Origin of the sequence: Rhizobium changzhiense (genome assembly GCF_013087625.1) — a bacterium.
GTDB lineage: Bacteria > Pseudomonadota > Alphaproteobacteria > Rhizobiales > Rhizobiaceae > Rhizobium > Rhizobium sophorae.
In genome coordinates, this window is sequence record NZ_JABFCQ010000001.1 from 746,671 (window position 1) to 768,592 (window position 21,922).

Genomic DNA, 21,922 nt, shown 5'->3' on the forward strand with positions numbered 1-21,922 from the left:
AGCGGGGAATCCGATGAGGCGTTCGGATTCACATGACGGCAATCCAGGCGAACCCGAAAGCGCATCAACAAGCGCCACGCCGCTTTCGCCCAGCTGATGCTGGCGGTCTAAAAAGCCAGCCGCAGCTGCGGCGCCGCGGCCGGCGCTCGTCCTTCCAGCGAAGAGAGGGCGACGCCGAGCAATCGTATGCCCTTTCGCGGCGGAAAGATCGGTGCGAGCAGCAGGTTGACCAGTTCCTCGAGGTCCGCGATTACCGGCAGGGGTGCCGGAACCGTCTTGCTGCGAGTGATCTGGCTGAAGTCGGCATATTTCACCTTGAGCGTCACTGTCTTGGCGGCGATCCCGTTGGCCTCGCAGTAAGCCCACACCTTTTCGATCAGCGGCTGGAGCCCTTCGCGAGCAGGCTCGAAAGCGTGGAGGTCCTGTGAGAAAGTATCTTCCGCGCCGACGGATTTGCGCACCCGGTCGGGCTTGACCTGGCGCTCGTCGATCCCGCGGGCGATGCCGTAAAAATAGGGGCCAGACTTGCCGAAATGCTCCACGAGGAACTCGAGTGTCTTCTCCTTGAGATCGGCGCCTGTTTCGATCCCGAGTTGATGCATCTTCTCAGTGGTTGCCGGTCCGACGCCATGGAATTTCCGGACGGGAAGCTGTTCGACGAAGGCCGGCCCGTTCTTCGGCGTGATGACAGCTTGGCCGTTCGGCTTGTTGAGGTCGCTCGCCATCTTGGCAAGAAATTTGTTGTAGGAAATCCCGGCCGACGCGTTGAGGCCGGTGACCTGCTTGATCTTGGCGCGGATCTCCAGAGCGACCTCGGTGGCGATCGTCATGCCTTTCAGATTTTGCGTCACATCGAGATAGGCCTCGTCGAGTGACAGCGGCTCGATCAGCGGTGTGTATTCGGCAAAGATTTCACGGATCTGCTGCGACACCGCCTTATAGACGGCGAAGCGCGGCGGCACGAAGATCAGGTCAGGACATTTGCGCTTGGCAGTTACCGACGGCATTGCCGAGTGTACACCGAATTTACGGGCCTCATAGCTCGCCGCCGCCACCACACCCCGGGCGGCCGACCCGCCGACGGCAATCGGTTTGCCGCGCAAGTCCGAATTATCGCGCTGCTCGACCGACGCATAAAAAGCATCCATGTCGACATGGACGATCTTCCGGACGGGAGGTGAGCTTATCTCGTTCATGGCGGTTTCAGCGATCGCGATGGGATCGGCATCCGAAATTGCGCGCCGAAACAAAAACAGAACATACCAGCCTTGGGACGCGATATCAACAATTCCAATGGGCGGCTCGGACCTGCCGTCGAAACTACCAGCCGCCCAAGGCGTTCTCATCCTGTGAAAAATGAAAATAAGGAGGCAGCCAATGGCGGACGACAGCACGATCACGATCCGAGCCACATTTGAAACACGCGAAGCCGCTGATCTCGCGGTCGAACATCTGGTTCAGCAGCATGGGGTTTCGAGGCCCGACATCTTTATCCAGTCGGCAAGCGACCGGAACAGTGCGGGTTCGGCGCCATCAGGCGGGGATATCTCTCATGACGATGGCGCCCGTCGCGATGCGCCGCTCGAAGGCGAGATCGAGGTCTCGGCAGATCTCGCATCCAGCCAAGTCGCCGCCGTCCAGCGCAGTCTCCGAGCTGCCGGCGCAGTGCGTGTATCGAGCCGCTGAGCACGGCCGATACCCTCTCGAAATACCGCCAACGCAGTTTCAAGAAGACCGACGACCCAGCCTTAAGGCAGCAGGCGCACGAAGGGCAAATGCGGATCGATGCGGGCTAGCAGATTGAGAGCGTAGGCGGCGCGCAGCAGACGGTCGGCGCGTGTCTGGCCGGAGGCGGCGGCCAGTTGGCCGACGAGGCTGCCGGGAAGCGCCAGGCCTGCCTCATCGAGTGTGCGCCCGAGGCGTTGCATGCGCTGCATCCGCTCCGGATCCTCCATGCGGCCGCCGAGTTCGGCGAGCGCCAGGATTTCGTCGAAGGCGGTGGAGATCAGCCGCTGGCTGGCGGCCTGCGGGCGGGCCAGCGCTTCGAAGCGCATCGGTTTGCGCTCCGGCGCGCCGGGCAGCGTCAAGCTTTTGGTCAGGCGCGAGAGTAAGCTCGGCTTTTGCGCGGTCGTCGTTGCCGGCGCCGGCGGCAGATCGAGGAGGGTCAGGCTGTCGGTTCCGAAAGCAAGCGGCGAGAGCACGATGTCGGCGCCGCGGGCTTCGGCGAGGACGGTGAGCAGCGGCGGCTGACGGTCGCCGATCGTGCCAAGCAGCGCGAAATGGGTCTCCAACCGTTCGTCGCCTTCGATCTCCAGTTCCAGCCAGGCCCCCTCGCGGTCGCGCACCGGCCAGCGCCCGACCTGCGCCACGCCGTCGAAGCGCAGCGAGCCGAAAGCGGTTGGGCGCAGGATCAGCGGCAGGGCGCGGCGCGGCGGTGTCGCGAGCTTCGGCCGGAAGGCACTCGCAAGACGGATGCCGCATTGTCTCCACTCATCGATGACAGCGCCTTCGATCCCCTGCACCGCCGCGCTCCAGCCGGCCTCGAGAAGCTCGGCGCGGCCGCTGCCGGTCTGCAGCCGGCCATCGCCGGTTGCGGAGGCGCCCTCGAGGCGGAAGGCGCTGCCGGCGATCGCCGCGAGCGAACGGCCGAAGACGGGCTCGGCGGTGGCCGCCTGGCGCGGCACAAAGCCCGGATCGCTGCCGGCCCCGCGCGCCAGCATCGCGCTGAAGCTTCGCCCGTCCATGGAGAGATAATAGCCGGTCACCCCGCGCGCGCCGCTGTCGGCCTGCCACAGGCGCAGGCCGCAGCCGACGAGGTCGATCGCCGGCAGCGGCTGTGGCGCCTCGGCAGCCGCGCCGGTGAGCAACGGTTCATCGGGCGAGGCCCGAAGCGCCTCAGTCAAAGCATAGGCGCGCGCCAGCATGACGAGAAGCTCGGCAGGATCGGCCGCATCCAGCCGCTCGCGTCTTCGCCGGATCATCGCGGCGATGGTGCGAAGCTCGGCAGCCAGCCGCGGCATCGCTTCGGTGCGCGAGGACAGGACGAGATCGCCGATCCGCTCTTCAAGACCGGCAGGCGCCTTCGAGAGCGCCTGACGCGCGGCATCGCGCAGCAATGCGGCCGCGTCTTCGATTGTGCCGGAGGTGGCCCTGCCTGGCTCTTTCGGCGCTTGCTCGGCACCGGCGGCCGTCTCACCAGGCCCGCGGACGGCGAGAAGCGCTGCCGCATGCAAAGCGGCGCGTTGCGACGCCGCCGCCTTGGAGAGCATGCCGGCAGGACCGCCGCCGGCGGGATAAAGCACCGGTGGATGGGCGCCCAGCACGATGCGGACGGCATTCGGGCTCGTTTCGATCCTGATCGCACCCGGTTCGAGCGCCGCCAACAGCGTTTGCGCCTGGATATAAGCGGCGCGGCCGAAGGCGCGGATGATGACGTCTTCCTTGAGCGAATGCACTTCCGCATGTGGATCCGGAATGGCCTCCGCGCGGATCGGCGCCCGTGTCTCGGCTGCGCCTGGCTCCTCGGCCGGTCTCACCTCCTCCGCCTCGCGGATGAAAATAATGCCGGCCAGAATATGCCGGCAAAGGCCGGTCGCCGGGCAGCTGCAGTGTGCTGAGGCGAGCGGACCGGCGGTGAGCCGCACGCTCTCGCCATCGGCTTCGGCCAACGCCGTTCCGCCATCCCAGCCGGAGAGGCGCACGAGCCCGGCCTCCACATCCCGGTGGGCGCGGCGCAGCAGGCCTTTGGAGGAGGCTGCCTCCAGCACCTCGTCGCTGAGGGCTGCGGCGTCGAAACGCTGGGAATTCTCCGTCTTGCCCTTCTTCACCTGATATGCCCCGCAACCCAATCGGCGAAATGCTCCGGCGTCAGTGCTGCGATCTCCATGCCGGCATCGACGAGCCGCGCCGCGGTATCGCGGTCATAGGCCGGCCGGGCAGTCTCATCGAGTGCGGCAAGCCCGAGCAGCTTCACCCGGGCGCCGGCAAGCCGCCGCACCGCCGCAAACAGCGGGGCGGCCGGCGCGCCTTCGCAGAAATCCGAGACCAGCACGAAGATCGTCCGCTGTGGCTCGGCGATATGCGTTGCTTCGCAATAGGCGACAGCCTTGCCGATATCGGTTCCGCCGCCGAGCTGGACCGACATCAGCACGTCGACGGGATCGCCGACCTCGTCGCTGAGGTCGACCACCGATGTGTCGAACAGCACCAGCTTCACCGTCACCGCCGGCAGCGTCGCAAGGATCGAGGCCATCACGGCGCTGTAGATCAGCGAGGTCGCCATCGAGCCCGACTGGTCGATGCAGAGCACGATCCGCCAGGGCAGGTGCCGGCGGGCGGCGGCGTGGAAATGCAGATGTTCGGCGATCAGCACACGCCGCTCCTGGTCCCAATTCTTCAGGTTCTTGCGGATCGTCTGGTTCCAGGCGATGTCGCGGGCGCTGGAGCGGCGCGCGGTGGTCTCGCCGCGCCTTCTCGCGCCGGAGAGCGCCCGGCTCGTCTGCAGGCGCAGCTTCTTGGTCAGCTCCTCGACGACGCGCTTGGCGACCTGGCGGATTTTCCCGGCGATCACAGGATCGGAGCGGCCGCGATGGGCAAGCAGAGCTGCCAGCAGCGACGGGTCGGGATCGAGCTCGGCGAGCGCCTTCGGGTCGTCGAGAATCTCGGTCATGCCGAAGCGGCCGAGCGCGTCCTTTTCGACCCGCTCCAGCACCGATTTCGGAAACAGCGAGCGCATCTCGCCAAACCATTCCGGCAGCGTCATCTGCGGCGGCTCCGCACCGCCCTTGGGGTTCTTCCTGTTGCCTTCGGGACCCCCTGTGCGGATGCCGCGCCGGCGGTAGGATTCGCCGTAGATGCGGTCGAGCGCAGCATCGCGGCGGGCATCGGCGCCGCTGCAGCAGTTCGAAAGCTGGCGCTCGGCAAAACGGCCGAGCACCAGGCGCCAGCGGCGAAGACTTTCCTCGGGCTTGTTGTCGCTCATGGTGCCTGCTCCTCCAGCCAGAGCCCAAGCCCATCCGCCTGCATCAGTTCGGCAAGGCTGGCGTTGAGGCGGGCATTGGCGAGCAGCTCGGCCTCCGTCAGGCCGCCGGAAAAACGCGGCGCCAGATCAAGATCGCTGCCCTTCACTTGCGCGATCACGGCGGCGAGCGCGTCGGTTTCGTCAGGCGCAAGGGCGGTGAAGGCAAGGCGCAACGCCGGCAGCACCTCGATGAAATCAGCCTCGTCGAAGCCGGCGAGCACCAGATCCAGCCTTTCCAGAAGCGCCGGCGTGCGCTTGAGCAGGGCCGGCTGCACCGCCAGCAGGCCGACCAGCGCCTCCACCCGGGTGGGCGGTTCGCCGACGCTGAATTGCAGCGGGCCGATGACGCGGGTGGCCAGCGCCTCCGCACTCAGCCTGCCCGACATATGCCCGATCGCGGCGACCGCGCCTGCCGCCCGTGGCGCCAGATCGGCGTCGATGAGGGCGGCGACCCCCTCGTCGAGCAGATCGAGATCGAGCGGCTGTTCGTCTTCTGCGGCCTGCGCGCCGGCTTCGGCGATCTCGTTCAGCGTTGCCAGCGCATCGACATAACGCGGTACGTCCTCGTCCTTGGCGGTTTCGAGGTCCGGCAGCAGGTCGATCGCCCGGCGATAGGCGATGAGGCGCAGTTCATCCGGCCCCGGCATGCCGGCAAAGCCCAGCGCCTTGCGGCCGCGCTGGAGATTATCGAGCATCGACAGGCAGACGGCGACCCGTCCGAAATCCGGATCGGTGGCAACGGCCGGACCGATCGCGGCAATCAGCGCGCCGCAGGATCTGGCCAGCCCCGCCTGGGCTGCGATCATCAGCAGGCGGAGGGCGGCATGGGCGTTTTTCGCCTGGCCTTCCTCGCCGAGCGCCTGGACGCGGCGGGCAAGAACGGCGTCGGCGGCGCGCTCCACCGTATCGCCGTCGATCGACAGCGCCACCAGCCGGCTTTCGACGGCCGGCGACCATCGATAGGTCCATTCCTCGAAGAGCACGTCGGTGGCAACGCCGCCTGCCCAATCCGGGCCTCTGAGACAACGGCCGAAGCCGGTGCCGAGCAAGGTCATCACATGCAGGAAGCGGCTGGCGGCAAGGTGCCGGGGCTTGCGATGGATATCGAGCAGGCGGTTGCGCTCGGTGCCGTCCTCGATGCGGAAACCGAGGGCGCGGGCCCGGCTGCGTACGGCCTCGACCAGCGGCGGAGCGCCGGCGCCGCTGGGCACCTCGCCGATGCCTTCGCCGGTGAGTTCGGTGAGCAGCGCCTCCATCAGCGGCGAACCGCTGCGGGGATCTTCCCCCTTCAGCAGGCAGGAGCGCGCCGCATCGAGAATTTCAGCCCGCCCAGGACCTTGCAATCCGCGCAGATCGGCCAGCGCCTGCGCCTGGCCGACGGTTGCAGCCAGCGAGGGCAGCGGCGGGGTGAAATTCGGCCGGTCGCGGCGCAGGCGCTGGGTGAGGTCGATCACCACATCGGTCGCCGCCTCGGTGAACGGATCGTCATGGCCCTCGGCGATCCGCTGCTGCAGCCGCTCGTACCAGCGCGGCGATGGCATGCCGGCGCCGTAGCCGTTGATCCGGTCGAGATGGTCGTGGGTGTAACGGATCAGATAGGATTTCGTCTGAACAGCTGACCTCGCCTCCGGGAGCAGCTTCGCCTCCTCGGCTGGCGGATCGATCATCACAGCCGTATGGAATCCGCCGGTAATGACGGCGATCGGCCCGTCGCCGGAAAGCGCCTCAGCCTTTGCCATGGCCGCCCGCATGCAGGCCTCGCGGGCCAGCGTGTCGTCGGCGGCGATCTCCTCGGCCGGGGTGGCGAGGCGCGACAGCGCGCAATGAATGCCGACGTCGCGGAAGAAACCGCGCCAGTCCTTTTCGGCGGCGCGGGATTCGAACAGCCTATCCCAGGCCTCGTTGAAATCGCGCACGCCGAGGCGCTTCACCAGGCCATCGGCATAATGCGAATAGGCAAGCTGGCCCTCATCGGTCAAAAGGGCCGGCGCCGTGTCGTCCTGTCCCGCCTCATCCTGTCTCGGGGCTTCCTCGCCGTCTTCCCCGGCCTCGCCCTTCTTCTCCGACCGCGCGGCGGCCAGGCGGGCGCTGCTCTCCCGGTCGGCCAGAATGACGGCGCTGCCGAATTCGCCCGCCAGCCGCAGTGCCGCCCATTCCGGCGAGGTCGCCGAAAACGGCCAGTATCCGACAGGGAGGCGCTCGTCGGAGGTCTTTTCCCCGTCGGCCACCGAGACGATGGCGATCGGCAGCCGAATGTCGGGATGCGAGAGCAGCGGCAGCAGGGGCCCAAAATCCGCCGGCATCTCCAGCACGATGGCGCGCGGCCGGATCTCGGCCAGGGCTGCGGCAAGATGCAGCGCGCAGGCGGGGCTGTGGTGGCGGATCGGAAAGAAGAAAAACCCGCCCTCGCCCGAGGTCAGCCGCTGCCCGTAGGCAGCAAAGTCCTGACGTTCCGCCGCTGCCGCTGCCGCTGCCGCCTCCATTCAGTCGAGCCTCAAGGCGCGCGCCGCCTCGTAGAAGGAGCGCCAGTCGCTTCCCGAGCGGGCGCGATCCTTGACGATGTGATCGACATAGGACTTGAACTTGCGGCCGTCCTCCGGATCGTCCTTCATGACGATGCCGCCGATCTGGCGGGCGAGATGGGCGCCCGTCACCCTGCCGTCGCCAAGATAGGCGGCTTCGAGGGCGGCGGCATGGGCGACATTGACCGCTTCGGCGGTGGACATGACGGCGGTCGGCTTCTGCAGCGTCACGCCTTCGGCCGTGCGGCCGGCGCGCAAGTCCTGGAAGCAGGAGACGAGAATGCCAAGGGCTGCCTCCGACATATCGGGCTTGATGCCGGAGGGCGCCAGGCGGTCGGCAAGACGGCGCTCGATCAGCTCCCGTTCGAAGGCCGGGTCGGTGATCGGATGCACGGTCTCGAAATTGAAGCGGCGCTTCAAGGCGCTCGACATTTCGCTGACGCCGCGGTCGCGAAGGTTCGCCGTGCCGATAATGTTGAAGCCGGGTGCGGCGCGGACGATCGCGCCATCACCGAGTTCGGGAATGGCGATCATCTTTTCCGACAGGATGGAGATCAGCCCGTCTTGGATCTCCGGCGGGCAGCGCGTCAGCTCCTCGATGCGCATGACCAGGCCACCCCGCATCGCCTGCAGCACCGGCGATGGCACCAGCGCCTTTTCGCTCGGGCCTTCGGCGATCAACAGCGCGTAGTTCCAGCCATAGCGCAGATGTTCTTCCATGGTGCCGGCCGAGCCTTGCACGACCAGACGGGTCGAGCCGGTGACGGCGGCGGCCAGAAGCTCGCTCAGCATCGATTTCGCCGTGCCCGGTTCGCCGACGAGCAGCAGTCCCTGCTCGCCCATCAGGCTGACGATCGCCCGCTCGACCAGCGCATCGTCGCCATAGAATTTGCGCGAGATGCCGAGCGCGGGATCGCCAAGCACGAAGGAGCGCACCGCGCGCGCCGAAAGCCGCCAGCCCGGCGGGCGCAGCCCCTTGTCGGCCTGATCGAGCTTGGCGAGTTCGGCGGCATGCAGGGTTTCCGTCGCCGGGCGAAGTGCTGTCTGATCCATGCTTACCATCCGCCCTTTTTCTGCCACTCGCTATCGAAGCCGGTGCCCTTGTCGGCAATGGCGCGCAGGTCGTTCCATGTTTCGCTGAGCAGCACCGGCGGCACTTTGGAGAGCGTCGTCTCGCCGCCATAGATCACCCGGCCGCCCGGCAGAATTTTCGCAAAGCGCATGTCCGTCAGCGCCTTCGGCACACGTTCGTTCTCGCCGATATAACTGCCGGTGAATTCGATGACGGCGGCAAAACCGCAATCGCCGAAGGCCTTCTCATAGGTGTAGAAGCCGGCGCCGTCCTCGACCGGCCCTCTGACATAGCCCAAGGCCTCGGCGGCCGAGCGCAGCGTCAGATTGTCGATCATCCAGCCCTTGCGGTCGTCGATGTGCTTGGCGTTCGGTTCGCCCTCGGAAAGCACCGGCCGGTCGAGCTGCTCGAACAGCGGCTGGACCTCGTAATCGTCGAGATGGGTCTTCCAGGCCTTGGCGCCCGCCTCGCCGAGGCTGACGCGGTGGGCGATCGAGATGCCGGCGAAAGTGTCGAGCGCGACGGGTTCGTCCTCGGCATTGGTGAAGCTGCCGTCATCGAGTGCCCGGAAGCTTCCGATGATCTTGCCCTTGTCGTCATGACCGGCAAGAACCAGGCGGCGCAGCAGCCGGCCAACGATCGGGTGGCCAAGCAGGAAGGTTTCGAAATCCTCGCGCGGCCAGATGCGGGCCGCGCACATCGCCTCATAGAGACGGCCGCTCTGCAGCTCCACTGTCTGCTTCAGCTCCTTCTTGGCGCTGGAGAGCAGCTTCTTGCCCTCCTTCGCCTCTTCCGCCTCTTCAGGATCGGTCGGGGTCGGCAGTGAAGCGATCGGTTTGCCGTCGGGATTTTCAAGGACAAGCTTCAGTTCCTGCGCGCCGTTCTTCGCGCGCTCCGCCACCAGCCGCGCCCGGTAAAGGCGCTCGCCGATCGGCAGTTCGAGAATGCCGTCCTCGTCGATGCCGGCAGAGGGCATGGTGCGGTCGCCGAGCTCGGCCGCCGTCCAGCCGCGGGCCTCGGCAAAGGCGGTGATCACCTCGCCGGCATATTTGCGCATACCCGGCTGCTTGTGGCGCTGCGAGGCGATCAGCACCAGCTGCAGCACCTGGGGAACCGGGTTTGCCATCAGCGCATCGATCAGCGCCCGGCACTGGTTCGGCCGCTTGCCGTGTTCGCGCAGGTACCGCTTGACGAGCAGCGTGGATTCGGCCGGCGGCGCAAAACGGGCAAGCGCCAGCAGGCCGCGATGATCGAGCGCGCTGTTTAAATAGATGGCGAGCTTTTCGCGGCGCAGTTCGGCAAAGGCCAGTTCCTCGGTAAAATCCTTGCGCCATTTCTTGGTATAGTCGTAGCGTTGCTTGGCATTTTGCGCCGCATAGGCATTGGCCTCTTCGCTGGTCGGGCGCTCAGTGTCGTAGGAGATAAAGGCCGAGACGACCGCCGCCCCTAGCCGCTCGGCATCCCTGCGGTCGAGACGTTCGAGCGCCATGTGGATCATCGGATCGCCGCCGGCCATTTTCAGCTTGTGCGACCGGGCAAACCACCATTTTACCAGCTTGGCCGAGACCTCGCGCCCATCCGCCCAGTGCAGCACGGGCAGGTTGTCGGCATCGAAAAGCGGGGAATAATCGACCTTGGTCGAGGCCAGCCCCTTTTCGGCCTCGGCCAGCAGCGTCTCTTCGGCGAAGAGATCGGAGGTATCGTCGCCGCAGGCGGCGAGCGCCGACATGGCCGCCGCCTTGACCGTCACCGATTTCTCCTTGGCCAGGGCTGCGCGCAGCGGCGCGATCGCATTGCCGTCCCGCCGTTCCGCCAGCCAGCGGGCGGCGGCAAGCCGTTTGGTTTCCGGCCCGGCCGTCAGCATCGGCGTGATCAGCGGCGTCAGATCGGCGACTTCGCGCAGGAGGTAACGGGCAAACTCGCGCTGGCGCACGCCGCCTTGCACGGCGCGGTCGGCCACCAGCGGGAAATAGCGGCGCGGCAGGCGCGGAAACATCCTGAGCCAGGAGAAAATGAAATCCTCGGTCCAGCGCTCCTTCAGGCCGTCGCCGGCAAGGGCGGCGTCGATCGCGGCAAAGTTCTCGGCCAGCAGCGGCCAGACATTAGCCGGCACCGGCTCGTCGATCATCTCGGAAATATTGACATAGGCCTTATCGGCGAGTGCATCGATCATGTCGCCGACATTAGGCGCGCCCATCTCCGCGGCGATTTCCGCGAGGATGCGGATATCGGCGCCGGCCTTGATGCGGGCGATGATCTCATTGTCGGGGCCGCGCATCCAATAATTCGTCGTCCCCAGCGAGACACGCAATATATGCTGCCAATGCCGCCCGTCCGTCGCCTGGAAAAGCAGCCGCGACAGCGCCTGAAGGGAGATATCGGCACGGGAGAAGATGGCCTTCAGCCCATTGCCCTGGACCTGGCGCGTCTGCCGCCTCCAGTTATCGGTGCTCTTGTCGTCGACCGCCTTCCAGACGTCCCGGCGCTGCGCTTCGCTCAGGCGTTCACCCCGCATGGCGGCGACGATATGTTTTGCAATCGCCGGGTCGAAGGGTGGCGAAAACGGCCGGGCCGGCCGCTGGTTCCAGTCTTTGCCGGGCGGCGTCTGGTCGTAATCGATGCGGGCCGCCGCATTGGCTTCCGTCAGAAGCTTGCGGAACGCCTCTTCCAGATCGGCCGGCAGCGGCTCCTCCTTGGCGGCGGGCGGCGGCGCGGCAACGAAGCTTCCGTCGAAGGCAAGATAACCTGCCTCGCCATCCCCCTCGCCCTCGCCTGCCTCGGCGCCGGCAACCGAGCCTGCCGCATAGGTCGCCCGGATCGTTGCGATCGCCGCCAGCACCGTATTGGATTTTTCCTGGTCCGCGTGCCGGTCGAGGATCGGCAGGGAGCGTTCGCGCAGCAGGGCGGCCAGAATATTGACGCCGGCCAACCGTTCGTTCGCCTTGCGCGAGGCGAGAAATTCCTCGGCCTTTGCCTGCACCTTTGCCTCGTCGGCCACCTTCAGCGCATTCGAAGCCGCCTCGCGCACCGTCTTGGCGCCGTCGCTCGCCATCTGGAAGGCGAAGTCGAAGAAATGCCGGTCGCGATCGATCAGGCCGTTCTGGCCGAGGAAGCTGACCATGACCTCGCGGCCGCCTGCCGCGAGCGTCCCGATCGTTTTGGTCGCTTCCTCAGGCATGGCGGCCATCGCATCGGCAAGGCCCGGCAATTTCAGCATCCGCTGGGTCAGATATGCGTAGGGCACGTCCTTGTCGGAAAAGGTGCAGTCGATCAGCGGCGCGACCGAGGGGGCAAGCTCGGCAGCTTTCATCATCTCGAAGATGCGCGGCGCGGTGAGAAAACCGAGGGGATTACGGCCTTCCGGTGCCGAGGTGTCGAAAAGCAGGCTTGCCGTGCGCAGCCAAGGTGGCGATTGATCGCTGCCGGGAAAGCGCCACGCCCGGTTTTGCGCATTAAACTGGCTGTGCAGATGGAGATAGCGATAGAGCGCCGCCGGATCGAAACCTTCGAGTTCGAAGAGCACCCGTTCCCTGGCCTTGTGGCGCTTCTCACGCTCGACCTTGTTATTCCAATCGTCGGCGACGGCGATGAAGACATTGTGAAGCCTGGTGCGGATATCACCCTGGGTGGTCTTCAACAGATTGCTCACATGAAGCACGCTCGCTTCGTCGGCGCCTGTCAGGACATAGCGGGCAAGGGCCTTGCCGAGACCCTTCTCCACAGCGTCGAAGGAGGCGAGGTCTGCCGTAATCGCCTCCCTGTCCCTTGCCGTCAACGCACTTCCTGCCGGAATGTCGTCCGTTTCCGAACGGCCACGGAAAAGCTTCTTCAAACCCTCTACGAACATCGTCAATCCCTCCTCACCAGGGCCAATTCTGCACGGTCATGTCTTTGGGTGATGCTGCGGCCAGGGGCGATGGGAAAACAGTGTCAGCGCGCTGGCATCAAGCATCGGCGGCAATCCGAAATTTATTGAACGAGTAAAAACTAATCATGCAAATCAACGGTCGTATGACGATGCTTGCAGCTAGCGCGCGTCCGGCCGTTTTCAAGCATCAAAGCAGTTTTCAGTGGCGCTGAATCGACGCCGGGGAAGCGATCGATATTTACGGACCTTCGGCAGTAAATGCAACCAACGGGTGTTTCTCGCCGCGACGAAATCGTCCTGGCTTCACGATGACAGGCTGTTCTTCCAGGTCAGCGCGAACACGCGCAGCCAGTTGTCGAAAGCGAATTTCGACAGGCTCTGTGTGTCGAAGCCGCTGTTGCGCATTGCTTCGAACAGATGCGGCAGGCCGCTGGCGTCCTTGATCGCGCGGGGGATGACCGCGCCGTCGAAATCCGATCCGAGGGCGACCCTGTCTTCGCCGACGCGGTTGACGAGATAGTCGATATGGCGGGCGACGGCCTCCAGCGGGGTATCGTCCTTCAGGTGGCCATCGGCTCTGACGTCGTTGACCGAGAGGTTGAAGCCGATGACGCCATCGCTATCGCGGATCGCGTCGAGCTGCCTGTCGGTGAGATTTCGGGTGGAGGGGCAGATGGCGTGGGCGCAGGCATGGGTGGCGACGAGAGGGGCTTGGCTCAATGCCGCCACATCCCAGAAACCCCGTTCGTTGAGATGTGCAAGGTCGATCATGATTCCGAGCGCATTGCAGGTCCTGACCAGCTCCTTGCCGATCTCGGTCAGCCCGGGACCCGTGTCCGGCGACCTCGGAAAGGCGAAGGGAACGCCGTAGCCGAACATGTTCGGGCGGCTCCAGACCGGCCCCAGCGACCGCAGGCCCGCCGCATGCAGCCGATGGAGATAGTCGAATTCGCCATCCACCGCTTCGGCGCCTTCCATATGAAGTACGACGGCAAAGGCTCCCTCGGCTCTGGCGGCGGCGATCTCAGCGACATCAACCGCCAGGCGCATCCGACCGTCGGAGCGGCGGATCAATGTTTCGAGCGCCAGGCGCTGTGCCTCGATCTGCCGGCGGGCATAGAGCGGATCGACGGTCTCAGCATAGATAACCTCGTAGCCATTGTCGGTGATGATCAGATCATTTTCCGGCTGGCGCTCCGGCGCCGCATGCAGCGCAAACAAGCCCCCGACCAGGCCGCCCTCGCGCGCTCTCGGCAGATCGAGATGCCCGCTTTCCGACCGCACCAGAAAGTCCCGGCCGGAGGATGTGTATTCCGCGATGAATTGAACCGCATCATTGTGCCCGTCGAAGACATCGATTTCGGCCATGTCGGTTTCCTCCGGGATCAATTTTGCATGGCTGGGGAAGCTGATGCGCGGGCAACATGCAGGAGTTTGCCGCAATAGTCACCGCGGTGCATGGATACCCCCCTCTGTCCTGCCGGAACCCAGCACCGGCACTTTCTCGATCGTGGCCTCGGCCGGCACCATCATCCCCTAGGATATCCCCTCACCCGTCAGAACCGAGGTCAACTCGGAAGCGGTTAGGCCGGACTACAGGCAGCTAACCTGACCGGCGGCCGCATAGGCTGAATAATTGCACACCAGCAATCCCGCCGTCAGGATCATTCCATGGCAGGCTGCCCAGAAGCTCGCACGTCGACATATCGAGGGACGAAAAATCGCCGCCAGCACCACGAGGAAGCTAGCGATCGCGATTGCCCAGAGCAGCATGTTCAGCGGTGGGAAATAGATTGGAATGATCTGCCAGCAGCTGGCAAACTTATAGGCGCCAGCCGTCCGGTAGGCCTGCAAAGCGAGCGCTGCCCATAGCAAGAGGTGGAGCAAGATCAGCGCCCATTTCCAGCCCGTCTGCACCGCATCGCTACCAAACGTCATTGGAATCCCTCTGGATGTTTCGAAGCTCGACAACGCAGCAGGGCGAAGATCGATCAGCTTTTTGCCGGAATAGCCGTGGCGGTGCCTGGCACCCCCCTCTGCCCTGCCGGGCATCTCCCCCACAAGGGGGGAGATCAGCAGGAGGCGAACACCCCGTCCCTCTCTATCGGTATAGTGATGCAAGGGGTCGTTGTTTGGGGAAGCCCGTGAGCCCAGCCAATCTCCCCCCTTGTGGGGGAGATGCCCGGCAGGGCAGAGGGGGGTGCCACACGCACCCCGAACCCTACGCCCTCACGCCGCCTGTTCCCCCTGCGCCGCCGTTTCCGCCAGCTTGCGCGCCGCGACGAAATCCACCTTGCCGGAGCCGAGTACCGGTACCTTGCCGATATTGACCTCGGCCGGGACCATCATGTCCATGGCGCCCTTGGATTTGGCGAAGGCGAGGAATTCGGCGCGGGTGGCGGTGGGGGCGTCGGTGAGCAGCACCAGGCGCTCGCCCTTCTTGGCGTCGGGCAGCGAGGAGACGACCGAGAGGGCGCCGGGCCAGAGCTCGGCGGCCAGCGTCTCGACGGCGGCGAGCGAGATCATTTCGCCGCCGATCTTGGCGAAGCGTTTGGCGCGGCCGCGGATCTTGACGAAGCCGTCCTCGTCGATGGTGACGATGTCGCCGGTGTCGTGCCAGCCGTCGACGAGCGGCTCGAGCACGCCGGGCTTTTCGGCGCGCAGGTAGCCTGCCATGACATTGGCGCCGCGCACATGCAGCCTGCCGCCCTCATCGATGCCGGGCACCGGTTCGAGCTTCCATTCCATGCCCGGCAGGATTTTGCCGACAGTACCCGACTTATTGTACATCGGCGTGTTGATGGAAATGACCGGCGCGGTCTCGGTGACGCCGTAGCCTTCCAGGATGCGCAGGCCGAATTTTTCCATATAGGTCTGGCGGGTCGCGGCCTTCACCGGCTCGGCGCCTGAGAAGATATAGCGGATCGAGCGGAAGTCGTAAGGATGGGCCGTCCTCGAATAGCCGTTGAGGAAGGTATCGGTGCCGAAGATGATCGTGGCATTGGAAGCATAGATCAGCTCCGGCACGATGCGGTAATGCAGCGGCGACGGATAGAAATAGACCGGCACGCCCGAAATCAGCGGCAGCACGGTGCCGGCCGTCAGTCCGAAGGAATGGAAAACGGGTAAGATGTTGAACACCTTGTCGCCGCTGTGGAAATCGATGCGGGCGGCGGCCTGGGCGGCGTTCGACAGGATGTTGCGGTGGGTCAGCACCACGCCCTTCGGCGTGCCTTCGGAGCCCGAGGTGAAGAGGATGACGGCCGGATCGTCCGGCTTACGCTTCACCAGCGGCCGCGCCTTCCTGAGAAACCCGAAAATCTTGTCCCTGAGCGAGATTTCTGCCCTGAGATCATCGAGCCAGACGATCTTCACCTGCTTTTCCATCTCGGCGATCACGGGACCAAGCTTCGCCTGGGTGACGAAGGCGCGCGAGGTCAGCACATGTTTGACCTGGGCGGCCTGGCAGGCCGAAAGAATATTGGCGGCACCCGCGGTGAAGTTCAGCATGGCCGGCACTTTGCCCGCCGTCATCACGCCGAGGATGGTGGCGGCAGCGCCATTGGCATTCGGCAGCATGACGCCGAGGTTCTGTTCCGGGAAGCGGGCGCGGAACTTCGCGCCGAGCACGGCAGCCCCCGTCAAGAGCTTGCCATAGGTCAGCCGGCCGGTGACCGGATCCTCGACGGCGAGCTTTTTCATGCCGAATTCGTGGCCGGCCTGGATGACGCGATCGAGCACGGTGGACGAGGTATCGGCGGTCTGGAACAGCAGGTTCGACATCACCTGATAGAGGGCGGCACCTGCCGCCGTGCGGCGCTTGCGGCCCTTCAGCTCGGCCGGCACTTCCAGCTTCACCGGCTCGAGAATGGTGACCTTGACCTTGGGGAACAGCCGGCGGCGGATCTTGCCGTTATCGAGATAGGAGAGATAGCTCTTCTCCAGCCCGTCGATCTTCACCGGCACGACCATCGAGCCGGTCTTGTCGGCGACCATGGCCGCACCGTCATAGACCTTCATCAGCGTGCCGGTCACCGTCAGGCGGCCTTCGGGGAAGATGCCGATCGGGTTGCCGTCCTGCACCACCTTGATCAGCGAACGCGTCGCCATCGGCTTTGTCGGGTCGAGCGGCAGGAATTTGCACATCTTCAGGAAGGGCCGCACCCACCAGGCCTGGGCGATCTTGTAATCGACGGCAAAGGTGGGCTCTTCCTCGGTGATGGCAAGCGCCAAGGCGCCATCGAGCAGGCTGACATGGTTGAGCGCGATGATCGGCGCGCGGCCGGCCTTCTTGATATTTTCGAGACCCTCGACCTCCAGGCGCATGAAGGCGCGGAACAGGATCGAGATGAAATCGCGGAAGGGATTGGTCGGCAGCGTCTTCAGCATCAGCCAGGCGACGGCAAAATTGAGGATGCCAAGGCCGATCAGGATCTCAGGAATGGAAGCGCCGAGCGCCTGGACGACGGCAACGAGGCCGAGGCCGACGGTGATGAACAGGGCGGACAGCACATTGGCAGCACCGATGACGCGGGCGCGGCGGTCCTCATGCGCCCAGGTCTGCAGGGCGGCGAAGGTCGGCACGGCGATGAAGGCGCCTGCTATCGCCATGCCGGCGAGATCGATGGCGACGCGGATGGTATTCTCACCGGCGAAGAAGCCGGCGATCGTCGTTGCATGGCTCACCGAAGCCAGGCCCCAGAGGTTCCAGGCGAGATCGAGGCTGAAGAGGCCAAGTAGCGCCGTGCCGACAGGGGCCGGCAGCAGCACGATGCGGCCTGACGACATCCAGGCGGCAATGGCCGAGCCGACGGCGACGGCGATGGCAAAGACGGTGAGATAGGCCGGCACGACCAGCTCGGAGCCGCCGAGCAGCTCGGTCACCATGGTCGGCAGGATGGAGAGCACGAAGGCGCCGACCAGCCAGAACCAGCAATTCATCAGCGCCGAGCGCCACAGGCGTTTATCGGCGCGGATTTCCATGACGAGGGTGTAGCTGGAGCGGATGACATTGCGGTCGATTTCCAGATCCGGCGCCTTGGAGCCGGTGGGCGGGATCATGCGGCTCGCCAGCCAGCAGAGCAGCGAAAGCCCCATCATCATCGTGCCGAAGAGCAGCACATTATCGCCGCTGGAAAAGGCGAGTGCGGCGATGATCGTGCCGGAAAGGATGGCGATGAAGGTGCCGCCCTCGATCCAGGCATTGGCCTTCGGCAGGTCGCGGCGTTCGAGGTGATCGGGCAGGATGCCGTATTTGATCGGCCCGAACAGGGCCGAGACGATGCCGAAGCCGAACAGCGCCGCCATCAGCACGAAGATGGAGGAGAAGGCGAGACCGACGACGGCAAGGGCGGCAACCGCGATCTCGCAGCGTTTCAAGAGTTCGGCGATCTTCGCCTTGTCATGCTTGTCGGCGAGTTCGCCGCCGAGTGCGGAGAGCAGCAGGAAGGGCACGATCAGGATGACGCCGGCAAGCGTCACCAGGGCGGCGCCTTCACTCGCCGACATCTTGAAGAGAATGAGGAACACCAGGGTGTTCTTGAGGAAATTGTCGTTGAAGGCCGTCAGGAACTGGGTCCAGAACAGCGGCGCGAATTTCCTGGAGGTCATCAGATTGTGTTGCACGGCGGGTCCCTCTTTCGACTGGCAGAGAAGGCCACAGAGTTGTTACGCAAAAGTTGAATGCGATAACAACTCTGCGCTGTGGTTAACCAAGATCAATCTTCATCGTTACGATTGAACTTGACCAGGAGTTTCTCGGTGCGGGCATCCTCGACCTTGCGGATCAGCTTCTCGGATTCGGCGTTGTCGCGCAGCGTCTTGGTGATATTCACCGTGGTCTGCACCAGCATCAGAATGCCCATGGCGAGATAGCCTTTGCCCCAGAGATCGAGCGGCATCATGTAGAGGCCAAGCGCCAGCATGAAGGCGGCCGAGCCGAAGGAGATGTAGGAGAAGCTGACCCAGCTTGCGGAATGTTTCTGGAAACTGTCGTTCATTGTCGTAATCCTTGATGTTCGATGGATGAATGGGTGGATGGATGCGATCTTAAGCGGCAGGCGTGATGCGGCTCTTCAGCCGCGCCAGCACATCATCGGCAGATGAGCGCAGCGGCGCGCCGAAGCCGGCATTGGCAAGCTTTTCGATGATGCCGGCCGGGCGGATGGCGCCTTCCATGTCCTTCAGGGCGGCGGCCGTCAGCTCATTCTGGCTCTGGCGCAGGCGAAGGCGCGCCAGGGTCTCTTCGGCATCGTCGAGCGTGGCGAAGCCCGGGCCGGCGACCACGACATCGAGCTTCTGCGCCTCCTGCGTGGCACGCGCCAGCCGCTCGCCGCGCTGCAGCTCCTGCAGCCGCGCCTCGGAGGCCCGGACGATGCCCTTCAGCTTGTCGATCGCTTGAGTGAACTGGGCTTGCGCCTTTTCCGACGCATCACGCTCGGCTTCGAGATAGGCGATCGCCTCGGCCGCCTCGCGGGCCAGGCCCTCATTGCCCTTCGCCAAGGCGGCCGAGGCGCGGATCTCGAGATCGGCGATGCGGGCGACGATCGCCCCGTGCTGCACCTTCTCCTGTTCGTTCTGGGCGATGGCGACCGCCACACTGCGGCGGGCCGACTGGATCGATTGGGCGGCATCGCGGATCTGCTGGGAAAGCAGCGGCACGGCGTGGCAGTCGGCAAAAGCCTGTTCGGCATCATGCGCCCTGCCCCGCAACAATATGGAAATCAGTTTGAACATTTCCTTCCTCCGGTTTATGAACGTTGTTCACGAGAGGTGTTATGCCAGAATCATGAACGTCGTTCAAGATAAATTTTGAACGACGTTCAAAAAATCGAAGTGGAATGGTGAATGGCCGGCAGACGAGAAGAAAAACGCGAAGACCTGAAGGCCCGGCTGATCGAGGCGGCGCGCGAGCGGATCGCCAAAGACGGGCTGGCAAACCTCAGGGCCCGTGACATCACCCAGGATGCCGGCTGCGCGCTCGGCGGCCTCTACACAGTCTTTTCAGACCTCGCCGAGCTCGTCATCCATGTCAACTCCGCGACGCTGAAGGCGCTGGAGGCGAGGCTGACCCTGCCCGAAACCAAAGACCGGCCGCCGACCGACCGGCTGCGCAACCTGGCGCAGGGATATTTAAGCTTCGCCGTCGAACACCGGAACCTCTGGAAGGCGCTATTCGAACACTTCCCGCCGGAATCGAGCCCGACGCCGCAATGGCATCTTAACGAGCACCTCTTCCTGATGGATGTGATCGCCGAACCGCTGGCCGAACTGCAGCCCGACATGCCCCCCGAAGACCGCGCCATCCGCGCCCGCACCCTCTTCGGCGCGGTGCATGGCGTCGTCAGCATCAGCCTCGAAGGCCGCTTCGTCGGCTTACCGCTGGAGCGGCTGGCGCGGGAGGTGGATGAGCTGGTGCAGACGATCGCGGCGGGGGCGGAGCGGCGGCGGGGGTGATGGGGCGTGAGGTGGTGTTTTTATCCGGGCTCAGGAGATCGGCGAGACCAGCCCCTCATCCGGCTGCCGCCACCTCTGCCTGGGTCGAGCCACGTGTCTCGACCCCGCTAGGTTAGGATGAGGGGCAGCCGTCGGCTCGAACTTGACCGCCGCAGATCCTCACCTCGGGATGACACAACCGGGCAGCCGGAGCCGCCCCAAAGTCGCGCTTATGACAGCATCAGGAGAGAACTGTCGTACCACACGTCTTCGTAATCGGGCACAATTAAGAACCGCCATCCCGGTGGTAGAGCGAGATATGGAAGCACCGCGTTGCAGCGCTCCTGAAGATGGTGGATGTGAAGGGGCTTGAAAAAATCGGAGGCGGTCGAGAACTCTTGTCCTCCCCATATGAACCACCCACTTGTCCCGGCCTCAGGCGGATGCCTTAAACCATTTATGGGTTGGTACCGGCGAGGGCACTGTCCGAAATCCCGATCTTGCTGTCGCGGTCGGGCGGCATATATCCTACGTCATAACGCCTACACACCATCGCTTGCGCTCGATCCACTTGCCAGTATCCCTGTTGATCGCCGTCGATCGATTATCAAAGATTACGCTGGCCGAAGCAAGTTATACACCGCCGAGGTCCCGCCTCTTGCCGATCGCTCACCTCAATCTCCGTCCTGCTCGGGCTTGACCCGAGCATCCATGCCCAAGCACTCTGCCCACCGCCCGCCGCGAAAGGACACCGCATGAGCCGCATCTTCATCACCGGTTCCACCGATGGCCTTGGCCTCGCCGCCGCCCGCACCCTCATCAAGGAGGGCCACGACGTCGTACTGCACGCCCGCTCCCGGGAGCGCGCCGCCGCCCTCGCCGAGATTTCGGCTGCAGCCCTCGGCCTCGTCATCGGCGATCTCGCCAGCGCCACGGAAACACGATCGATTGCCGAGCAGGTCAACGCCATCGGCCGCATGGACGCCGTCATCCACAATGCCGGCATCTACCTCGAGCGGAGCCGGGGCGAAACGCCTGATGGTCACGCAAAGACGCTGGCGGTGAATGTGCTTGCCCCCTATCTGCTCACCGCATGGATCGCGCGCCCCGATCGCCTGGTCTATCTCAGCAGCGGCATGCACCGCAGCGGCAGCAGCGCCCTTGACGATATCGACTGGAAGAAGCGGCCGTGGAACGCAAGCCAGGCCTATTCCGAAAGCAAGCTCTACATCGCCACCCTCGCCGCCGCTGTCGCCCGCCATTGGCCGGATGTTCTGAGCAACGCGGTGGACCCCGGCTGGGTGCCGACCAAGATGGGCGGCGCCGGCGCGCCGGATGATCTCGAGATGGGGCATCTGACGCAGACGTGGCTTGCGGCCAGCGATGCGGGAACTGCGAAGGTCAGCGGCGGGTATTGGTATCATCGGCAGCAGCGGGAGGCGGCGGTGGAGGTTGGTGATACCGGGTTTCAGGATGCGTTGGTGGAGAAGCTGGTGGAGTTGACTGGGGTTCGGTTGTTCGCAGAGCGCGGGTGAGGCGCAGGAGCGGCCGCGACGCGCGAGCAGCCGTGCGCCCCGATAGAATTTCGACGAGCACCTCTTCCTGATGCACGTAATCGCCCAACCGCTGGCCGAACTGCAGCGCCGCATGTCTGACCTTGCCCCCAGAAGACCGCGCCATCTGCGCCCGCCCCCTCTTCGTCGCGGTGTATGGCGTGGTCAGCATCAGCTTGGAGGGTCGCTGGGGTTGCCGCCAGAGAGGTTGTCGCGGGAGGTGGATGAGCCGGTGCAGACGATTACAGCTGGGCGGGGCGGAGAAGGTGATGGGTGAAGTGGGGTTGCCGTGCGCACTACGTTTGATGTCAGCTCCCGAAAACGTATGTTCTCGTCGGGAAAAATTTGCGACAGCGGGCACGCAAACAAAGTTCAGATGTTTTGAGAATCAAGGGATTCCGGCTAGATAACGGGCGACAGTGCCGATTTAGCAATTTTGCGCATTAATTTTAG

15 protein-coding genes and 1 pseudogene are annotated in these 21,922 nt (G+C 64.6%); 4 read left to right on the top strand and 12 right to left on the bottom strand.

Annotated elements, in window-relative coordinates; all coding sequences use genetic code 11:
• Positions 1-107: 107 nt before the first annotated feature.
• Entirely contained in the window at positions 108-1,196 is a 1,089-nt protein-coding gene (gene dinB, locus G9X68_RS03885) for a DNA polymerase IV (protein WP_171601340.1), read from the bottom strand.
• Between the two features lie 181 nt (positions 1,197-1,377).
• On the opposite strand from dinB, the gene G9X68_RS03890 reads away from it, so the two are divergent.
• The gene (locus tag G9X68_RS03890; RefSeq protein WP_171601341.1) at positions 1,378-1,686 is read left to right on the top strand and encodes a hypothetical protein; all 309 of its coding nucleotides are present in this window, start codon (positions 1,378-1,380) and stop codon (positions 1,684-1,686) included.
• A gap of 62 nt (positions 1,687-1,748) precedes the next feature.
• Here G9X68_RS03890 and G9X68_RS03895 read toward each other — a convergent pair whose 3' ends face one another.
• From G9X68_RS03895 to G9X68_RS03940, 10 genes are all read right to left on the bottom strand, one after another.
• Complete coding sequence (locus G9X68_RS03895; RefSeq protein ID WP_171601342.1) at positions 1,749-3,827, bottom strand: hypothetical protein; 2,079 nt, start codon at positions 3,825-3,827, stop codon at positions 1,749-1,751.
• Positions 3,824-4,981 (bottom strand): VWA domain-containing protein, encoded by a 1,158-nt coding sequence (locus tag G9X68_RS03900; protein WP_171601343.1) that lies wholly within the window; start codon positions 4,979-4,981, stop codon positions 3,824-3,826. The genes G9X68_RS03895 and G9X68_RS03900 overlap by 4 nt, the downstream gene beginning before the upstream one ends.
• Positions 4,978-7,503 (bottom strand): DUF5682 family protein, encoded by a 2,526-nt coding sequence (locus G9X68_RS03905; RefSeq protein WP_171601344.1) that lies wholly within the window; start codon positions 7,501-7,503, stop codon positions 4,978-4,980. Before G9X68_RS03905 ends, G9X68_RS03900 begins: the two co-directional genes overlap by 4 nt.
• On the bottom strand, positions 7,504-8,595 hold the full coding sequence (locus G9X68_RS03910; RefSeq protein ID WP_240602147.1) for an ATP-binding protein: 1,092 nt from the start codon (positions 8,593-8,595) through the stop codon (positions 7,504-7,506). It abuts the gene before it with no gap.
• A gap of 2 nt (positions 8,596-8,597) precedes the next feature.
• Entirely contained in the window at positions 8,598-12,461 is a 3,864-nt protein-coding gene (locus G9X68_RS03915) for a DUF4132 domain-containing protein (RefSeq protein WP_171601346.1), read from the bottom strand.
• A gap of 324 nt (positions 12,462-12,785) precedes the next feature.
• Positions 12,786-13,850 carry a dipeptidase gene (locus G9X68_RS03920; RefSeq protein WP_171601347.1) on the bottom strand — a complete coding sequence of 355 codons (1,065 nt, stop codon included), beginning with the start codon at positions 13,848-13,850 and terminating at the stop codon, positions 12,786-12,788.
• Between the two features lie 225 nt (positions 13,851-14,075).
• Positions 14,076-14,534, bottom strand: coding sequence for a hypothetical protein (locus tag G9X68_RS03925; RefSeq protein WP_171601348.1), 459 nt, complete (start codon positions 14,532-14,534; stop codon positions 14,076-14,078).
• Positions 14,535-14,711: 177 nt separating this feature from the next.
• Entirely contained in the window at positions 14,712-18,107 is a 3,396-nt protein-coding gene (locus tag G9X68_RS03930; protein ID WP_171601349.1) for an acyl-[ACP]--phospholipid O-acyltransferase, read from the bottom strand.
• 92 nt (positions 18,108-18,199) lie between these two features.
• Positions 18,200-18,481 carry a YiaA/YiaB family inner membrane protein gene (locus tag G9X68_RS03935; protein WP_003546080.1) on the bottom strand — a complete coding sequence of 94 codons (282 nt, stop codon included), beginning with the start codon at positions 18,479-18,481 and terminating at the stop codon, positions 18,200-18,202.
• Positions 18,482-18,530: 49 nt separating this feature from the next.
• Entirely contained in the window at positions 18,531-19,217 is a 687-nt protein-coding gene (locus G9X68_RS03940; RefSeq protein WP_171601350.1) for a PspA/IM30 family protein, read from the bottom strand.
• Between the two features lie 111 nt (positions 19,218-19,328).
• On the opposite strand from G9X68_RS03940, the gene G9X68_RS03945 reads away from it, so the two are divergent.
• The gene (locus tag G9X68_RS03945; protein WP_075226023.1) at positions 19,329-19,937 is read left to right on the top strand and encodes a TetR/AcrR family transcriptional regulator; all 609 of its coding nucleotides are present in this window, start codon (positions 19,329-19,331) and stop codon (positions 19,935-19,937) included.
• 209 nt (positions 19,938-20,146) lie between these two features.
• Here G9X68_RS03945 and G9X68_RS32385 read toward each other — a convergent pair whose 3' ends face one another.
• Positions 20,147-20,443, bottom strand: a complete 297-nt coding sequence (locus G9X68_RS32385) for an immunity protein Imm33 domain-containing protein (RefSeq protein WP_425328639.1) — start codon at positions 20,441-20,443, stop codon at positions 20,147-20,149.
• Between the two features lie 228 nt (positions 20,444-20,671).
• On the opposite strand from G9X68_RS32385, the gene G9X68_RS03950 reads away from it, so the two are divergent.
• Positions 20,672-21,451 (top strand): SDR family NAD(P)-dependent oxidoreductase, encoded by a 780-nt coding sequence (locus G9X68_RS03950; RefSeq protein ID WP_171601351.1) that lies wholly within the window; start codon positions 20,672-20,674, stop codon positions 21,449-21,451.
• Positions 21,452-21,497: 46 nt separating this feature from the next.
• A pseudogene (locus G9X68_RS31775) lies at positions 21,498-21,746 on the top strand (hypothetical protein); the annotation flags it as partial.
• Positions 21,747-21,922 lie beyond the last annotated feature (176 nt).